Here is a 6,666-nt window from a genome sequence, read left to right on the forward strand (position 1 = left end):
TAGCGCGATCCTTCGTCGAGGTAGATCGCGATGCCCCCGGAACCCGCCACGTCGGACACGTAGTTTTCCGCGATCAAGGCACCCGGATCGGCGGAAAGGTGGTAGATGGCGCCGCCGTCGGGGAACCATTGCTTCACCTTCGACACGCGGTTGCCGACGATCACCGTGTCGCGCAGTGTCGTCGGCGTGTCATAGACCAGATTGCCGGGCTGGTCGTAATAGCCGCGCTGCTGCCGCCAATATTCGGCGCTGCCGCCCGGATCGTTCGCGCCCCAGCCCCAGCCCACGTCGATCCCGTCATAGGGCGTGTCGGACACGTCGTTGTTCATGATCACCGCGCCCGACGCGTAGGTCACCAGGATGGCCGATTGTTCCTTGTAATCATGCGATACGCTGCTGATCCGGTTGTTGCGGATCAGGATATCGCGGACCCCCATTTCGGGGCGCGACGGATGGTGCGCGTCGGGGATCACCCCGCCGACCATGATCGCGCCGCCGGCAAGGTCGGTAAACTCGCTGCGCGTCACCTCGATCGCCGCCGCGCCGAGGCCGACGCCGCTGTCATTGGCGTCGGGATTGTTGGCGATGCCGAGTGCGACCTGGCCCAGTTGCGAGAAGCGCGTGTCGTCGAACACGACGCGCGTCGCGGCCGCCACCTGTACGGCGGCGGGCTGCTGCCGCCAGCGGTTGCGCATCCGTTCGAACGACCAGCAGCCCCAGCTGCAATCCCGGACGGGATCGGCGGGATAGTCGGTCAGCTCGCCCGCGAGATAGGAGCCGCTCTGCTGGCTGGCATAGCCCTCCGGTCCCGAGGGCTGGAGCCAGCTGGTATGACGGAAGCCGAGCCGCCGGAACTGGAGATCGCGGATCGGCCGGTCATAGCTGCCGCTGATCGAGACCAGGCGTTCGAGACGGGGCAGCACGACTTCGATCCGGCGCATGTCCTCGCCGGCACGCGGCTTGTAATAGAGCGTGCCCGATTTCGGATCGGCGAACCACTGGCCGGGCTCGCGCAGGAAGGCGAGCGCGTTGACCAGGAACATGCGCGCGACATCCTCCGACACGGGCCGCGCGAAGGTGTCGTAGCCGACCAGATTGTTGCGCCAGCCCGGCTGCTGCATGATGATCCGGTCGCCTTCGATATGGTCGATCATGGCGTGGCGGTGCGTGAACCAGCTCATGCCCTCGACCTCGATCCGGCGCTGATCGGGCAAAGCGGCGAGCGTGCGCCAGGCCGGGTCCTTGATCTCCAGACCCCATGGATGAAACGCGACCGCCTTGCGCGGAATTTCGAGGCTGGCGCGGGGCGCGAGCTTGCCATTCACCGTAAGCTGACGCGGGTCGGTGCCCTGCGGCACCTTCGCCGCCCAGATGCCGCGCGCCCGGTCGGCCAGCCGCCACTCGCCGACCGTGACGCCGCCGGACAGGATCGGATAGGCGCCCTCCGCCCCCTCCCACCGCACGGTGAAGCCGTTCTGCCCACCATCGTCGGCGGTGAAGCGCAGCGGCGCCGGGAGCCAGTAGGTGCCGTCCGCGATCCGTACGGTCACGTCATGGTCGCGGTTGACGCGGCGGACCGCTTCCTGCGCACGGGCGAAGCTCGCGAAGGGATGTTCGGCCGAGCCGTCGCCCTCGTCCGATCCGCGCGGCGAGACGTGGAGGACGATCGGGACCGGCGCGGGGCGGTTGGGGATCACGATTTTGTGACGGCTGGGCGGACGCGGCGGCGACGCCTGCACGGGCAGGTTCGGCGGCGGCGGCAGTTGCGCGGCCAGCGGCGCCGAAGCGGCCGTCAGCGAAACCGCCATGATCCAGGCGCCCTTGTTCTTGTTCATGCGTCCCTCTCCAGGCCGTAAAATTGTTCTGCGGCACCCGCCAGAAGCCGTTCCTTCTTGGCGCCCGACAGGCCCGACAGGCGGAGCGCCGTGTCGAGCCAGTCGGGATAGCCGTCCCCCGACAGCAGCAGCACGGGCCAGTCGCTGCCCCACATCAGGCGATCACCGAAACAGTCGACCAGATGCGCGACATAAGGGCCGAGCGCGTCGGCGGGCTGGCCCGGCGCCTGTTCGGTCCGGAGACCGGACAGCTTGCACCACAGGCCGCGACGCGCCAGCAGCGCGATTTCGTCGCGCCATGGATCGAGGATGCCGTGCGCCGCGGCGGGCTTGGCCGCGTGATCGATGACGATCGGCAGGTCTGGCCAGCGCTCCGCGAAGCGCGCGAGCATCGGCAGGTGGCGCGGCTGCACCAGCGCGTCGAGGCGCAGGCCATGCTCCACCATCGCCGCTACGGCCGGCTCCAGCGCGGGATCGAGCAGCCAGTCGGTCTCGGGGATCGCCTGCAACATGGGCCGCAGTCCGCGGAGCTTGGGATGCGCGGCGAGGCGGGCGATGCGCGCGGGGGCGTCCGCGGCCGCCAGATCGGCCCAGCCGACGACCGCCGCGATCTCCGGCGTCTGCGCGGCGAGGGCCAGCATCCAGTCCGTGTCGGCGTCGGTCGGCTGCGACTGGACCAGCACCGTTGCCGCGAGCGGCACGCCCGCCGCCTCCGAAACCAGGTCGGCGGGCCCGAAGTCGCGATGGAGCAGCGGCTCCGCCGGGGTCGGCCATTCATGCCCGGGCGTCGACAGCGCCCAGAAATGCTGGTGCGCGTCGATCACTCGCATGACGTCACGCCATGCCGAGCAATCGTTGGAGCGCCTGCTGAAAGTGCGCGGTCAGCGCCGCCTCGGCCCCGTCGGCATCGCGTCGGGCACAGGCGTGCAGCACGTCGAGATGCTCGCGTAGCGTGCGCAGCGCCAGCGGCGCGGTGACCAGCCAGTCGAGCCGGACGAGCGTCACGTAATTCTTGAGCCGCCGCGCGGTCGTTTCGATCAGCGGGTTGCGCAACGCGCCCAGTAGCGCGCCGTGGAAGCGATTTTCCAGCGCGCCGAGTGCCGCGCTCTCCTCCATCCCAAGGCCGCCCGCCTCGATCCGCGCGATCAGGTCGACATGCGCCGCCGCGAGCGCCTCGATCTCGCGCGCGTCGCCCGTCTCGGCGAAGGTCCGCGCGCCCGCCCGCTCGATCAGCGAGCGGAACTGGTAGGTCGCGCGCGACAGCTCCAGATCCGCCTTGACGAAGCGGATGCACGACCGCGCGTGGATCGTGACCAGCCCCTCGGCCTCCAGCTTCAGCAAGGCGTCGCGCAGTGGCTGCGCGGTCAGGCCGAGCTTCGCCATCAATTCGGCCTGCGACAGCTCCGCCCCGGCGGGGATCGTCCGGTCGAACAGTCCCTGCAAAATGGCACGATAGGCCCGGTCGGCGAGGGGTGGCTCGGCCGCCGTGCGGATGGGTTCTGCCACCGCGGGTTTCGGAGCACGAGATGAGATGCGTGGCATGTCCGGGTCGATACCGCCTTCGATCCTGCCGGATCAATGGATCATGAGGGAGAGGACGGCCGTGCATCAGCGCACCGACCGGATGGGAAGGACGAGGAAGGCGCCCGCCAGCACGAACAGCCCGGCGACCACGAACAGCGCCGGGTAATTGTTACCGGTGGCGGTGAGCAGCGCTGCCGCCAGCACGGGGCTGAGGATCTGGGGCACGTTGACCGCCGTGGTCAGGATGCCGAGGTCCTTGCCGGTCGCGTCGTCGCCTTCCACGCGCTGGGGCAACACCTGCGTCATCAGCGCGAGATCAACCGACATGAACGCGCCATAGCCGATGCCGATCAGCACGGCGTAGATGATCATGCCGGTGGGGGAGGGCGCGATCAGCGGCGCGGCCACCGCCGTCGCCATGATCAGGCCGGCGGCGAACACCAGCGGCTTGCGGCGGCGGATCCGATCCGACAGCCAGCCGGCGGTCAGGCCCGAAATCACCAGCGCCACGAAGGTGATCGACGACAGCCGCGCGATCATCGCGTTGGCGTCGGCCTGGCCATAGCCGATATGGTCCTGGAGGATGTAGAGCAGGTAGGTCAGGACCGCCTGATAGCCCATGTAGATGGTGAAGCGCCCGGCAAAGGCCCAAGCAAAATCGGGATGCTCGCGCGGGCTGACCCAGAAGCTGCGGAGAAATGCACCGAGGTGGAAGCGCGCCGGGCGCTCGATGCCCGAGGGGGCTTCGCGATTGAGCAGGACGAACAGGATCGACACGACGACGATCGCCGCGCCCAGCACGAAATAGGCAAAGCCGAGCCGTGCGGCGAACAGCCCGCCGAAGATCGTGCCGGCCGAAACGCCCGCCGTCATCGCCGCGCCCACGACGCCCGACGCGACGCCGCGTTCGGCGGGCACGAAGCGGTCGGCCACGATCGCGGTGATCGCCGGCTGCATCGAATTCAGGCTGACGGTCGCGACGAGCCACAAAACGGTTACGGCGACGAGCCCGTCGACCAGCGGCACCAGCATCAGCGCGCCGCCGCCCACCGTCGCGCCGATCGCGATCCACGGGCTGCGCCGCCCGAATCGCGTGCGCGTGCGATCCGACAGCGCGCCCGAAATCGGTGTCGTCAGCGTACTGAACACCGACGTGATCGCGTAGATCACGCCCAGGGTTGCGGTCTTGTGGGCGGGATCGATATTCTGGATCTGGTTGGGCAGCAGCACGCCCAGCACCGCCGCGTACAACGTCAACAGAACGAAGAAGACAACGCCCAGCGACAGCAGCAGCCGCCAGTCACGCCCGCCATGGACGGCGGGGCGAGCGGTGCCCGCAGGGGCGTTCATTTCGCCGCTTCCGGCACGACCAACGCCGCATTCGCCACCAGCGTCGGCTGGCGGTGGCGCTCACGCGCGTCGCGGCTGAGCTTCAGCCCGTGGCCGGGCTCGTCATGCGCGCGAATGGTGCCGTCCGCGATCTCGAACGGGCGTTCGACCAGATGCTCGAAATTCTGGAAGCTATATTCCAGCCAGCGCGTGCCCGGCAGCGCGAGCGCCATGTTGAGCCCGATTTCGAGGAAGCTGTTGCCCAGCGTCACCTCGACATTGTGTTCGCCGGCGAGCCAGCCCGCGCGCATGACGTCGCTCACCTGGCCGTGGACGTTGAGCATGTCGCACGCCTTCGCCTCCAGCAGCTTGCGCTTGCCAGACACGTCCAGATATTCGCCCGAGTTGACGCGGGCGATCCCCAGCGTGCGGAGCATCCGCAGCCCGTCGAAATCGTCGCGGGGAATGGGATCCTCGATCCAGTAGATGCGGTGGCCGGCGCGCTCGAACAGCTTGAGCGCCTCGATCGTCTCCTGCGCGGTCCACGCCTCGTTCGCGTCGATCATTACGGGGCGGTCGCCGCCCGTCGCACGGGCCAGCAGGTCGAGGCGATGGAGATCGCGTTCGACCTCGGGGTGGCCGACCTTGATCTTGAACCCGCGAAAGCCGCGTTCGGCGGCGGCGCCGAACAGTTCGCTGAAATCATGGTCGGGCAGATGATAATCGAGGCCGCTGGCATAGACGCCGACGCGGTCGCGCTCGGCGCCCAACATTTTCCACAAGGGCAGGCCGGATTGCTGCGCGAACAGATCCCAGACGGCGTGTTGCAGCGATTCCTCGAACGGGATGGTCATCCGCCGGACGTTTCCGCCGCGCGGGCGCGAGACGCGCAGGGCGAGCGCCGCCGGCGACCGGCCGACGAGGTTCGGCCATGCTTCCTCCTCGAAGATGCGGATGATCTCGGCCTCGTCGGGGAGCGAGGTGAAGAGCGACTGGCAGAAACCGAGCCCGCTGCGGCCGGCATCGTCGAGCAGTTCGACCGCAACGACGTTCGCCGCCTCGGCGCGCACCTGCGAGTCGCCGATCGTGCGGTCGCGCGCAAACTGGAAGCGCGTGATCCGAAATCCTGAAACCGCCCCGTTCACGCGATGCTCCGATCTGAAATATCAACTTAATCGATAAGTGCCCCAGGCTTTGCCCCGATGCAAGCGGCAAGATGCGCTTCAATGAGCCGAGTGCCGGCAAACTAATCCACTTGGAAATGCCGAAATCCGCAAGTAAGGTATGTGAAACAAACAAACTGATATATCAGGAGGGAATATGACCGGCCGAAAGTTCATGCGCACCGCCGCGTCCTTGATTGCGATCTCGACCGCGACGTCGGCTTTCGCGCAGACCACGCCCGCCGATCCGGCCAATCCCGCGAACCCCACCGGGGCGGCGGTCAATCAGGATCAAGCCGTGGCGCCCTCCGCCGCCGACCAGCAGACGCAGGACATCGTCGTGACCGGCCTCCGCGCGAGCCAGCAGGCCGCCATCCAGCTGAAGCGCGATGCCGTGAACGTGGTCGATTCGATCACCACGCAGGACATCGGCCGGCTTCCCGAGCAGAACGTCGCCGAGTCGCTGCAGCGCGTTCCCGGCCTGACCATCAGCCGCAACGCGGGCGACGGCCAGTTCATCTCGGTGCGTGGTCTCGGCCCGCAGTTCAACGTCGTGACGCTGAACGGACGGACGCTGGCGACCGACAATATCGGCCGCGAGTTCAGCTTCGACATCCTGCCGTCGGAATTGATCGGGGGTGCCGACGTCTACAAGAGCCCGCTCGCCAGCCTCAACGGCGCGAGCATCGGCGCGACGGTCAACGTCCGCACGCTTCGCCCGCTCGAACAGAAATCGCTCGTGCTCGCGGGCTCGTTCGACATGCAATATGACGACCTGCCGGGGGAATGGAATCCACGCGGCGCGGCGGTGTTCA

At 68.0% G+C, this 6,666-nt stretch carries 6 protein-coding genes; 1 reads left to right on the plus strand and 5 read right to left on the minus strand.

Annotated features, from left to right (window positions below):
* The 5 genes from ACOJSF_RS02890 to ACOJSF_RS02910 all read right to left on the minus strand — a co-directional run.
* Positions 1–1,835: right-handed parallel beta-helix repeat-containing protein (locus tag ACOJSF_RS02890; RefSeq protein WP_420140726.1), on the minus strand; the 1,835-nt coding region annotated here is incomplete at its 3' end.
* Positions 1,832–2,665: an amidohydrolase family protein gene (locus ACOJSF_RS02895; protein ID WP_420140727.1), complete on the minus strand. Its 834-nt coding sequence runs from the start codon at positions 2,663–2,665 to the stop codon at positions 1,832–1,834. The genes ACOJSF_RS02895 and ACOJSF_RS02890, both read right to left, overlap by 4 nt.
* Before the next feature lie 4 nt (positions 2,666–2,669).
* Positions 2,670–3,341 carry a GntR family transcriptional regulator gene (locus tag ACOJSF_RS02900; protein WP_420140728.1) on the minus strand — a complete coding sequence of 224 codons (672 nt, stop codon included), beginning with the start codon at positions 3,339–3,341 and terminating at the stop codon, positions 2,670–2,672.
* Between the two features lie 102 nt (positions 3,342–3,443).
* The gene (locus ACOJSF_RS02905) at positions 3,444–4,709 is read right to left on the minus strand and encodes an MFS transporter (RefSeq protein ID WP_420140729.1); all 1,266 of its coding nucleotides are present in this window, start codon (positions 4,707–4,709) and stop codon (positions 3,444–3,446) included.
* Complete coding sequence (locus tag ACOJSF_RS02910) at positions 4,706–5,833, minus strand: mandelate racemase/muconate lactonizing enzyme family protein (protein ID WP_420140730.1); 1,128 nt, start codon at positions 5,831–5,833, stop codon at positions 4,706–4,708. The genes ACOJSF_RS02905 and ACOJSF_RS02910 overlap by 4 nt, the downstream gene beginning before the upstream one ends.
* Positions 5,834–6,008: 175 nt before the next feature.
* Here ACOJSF_RS02910 and ACOJSF_RS02915 point away from each other — a divergent pair.
* The coding region (locus ACOJSF_RS02915; RefSeq protein ID WP_420140731.1) for a TonB-dependent receptor plug domain-containing protein at positions 6,009–6,666 on the plus strand (658 nt) is incomplete at its 3' end.

Origin of the sequence: Sphingomonas sp. (assembly GCF_048594985.1) — a bacterium.
Lineage (GTDB): Bacteria > Pseudomonadota > Alphaproteobacteria > Sphingomonadales > Sphingomonadaceae > Sphingomonas_I.

Coding starts and splice junctions, on each gene's coding strand:
- ACOJSF_RS02895 (WP_420140727.1), bottom strand. CDS start 2,665: ATGCGAGTGATCGACGCGCACCAGCATTTCTGGGCGCTGTCGACGCCC.
- ACOJSF_RS02905 (WP_420140729.1), bottom strand. CDS start 4,709: ATGAACGCCCCTGCGGGCACCGCTCGCCCCGCCGTCCATGGCGGGCGT.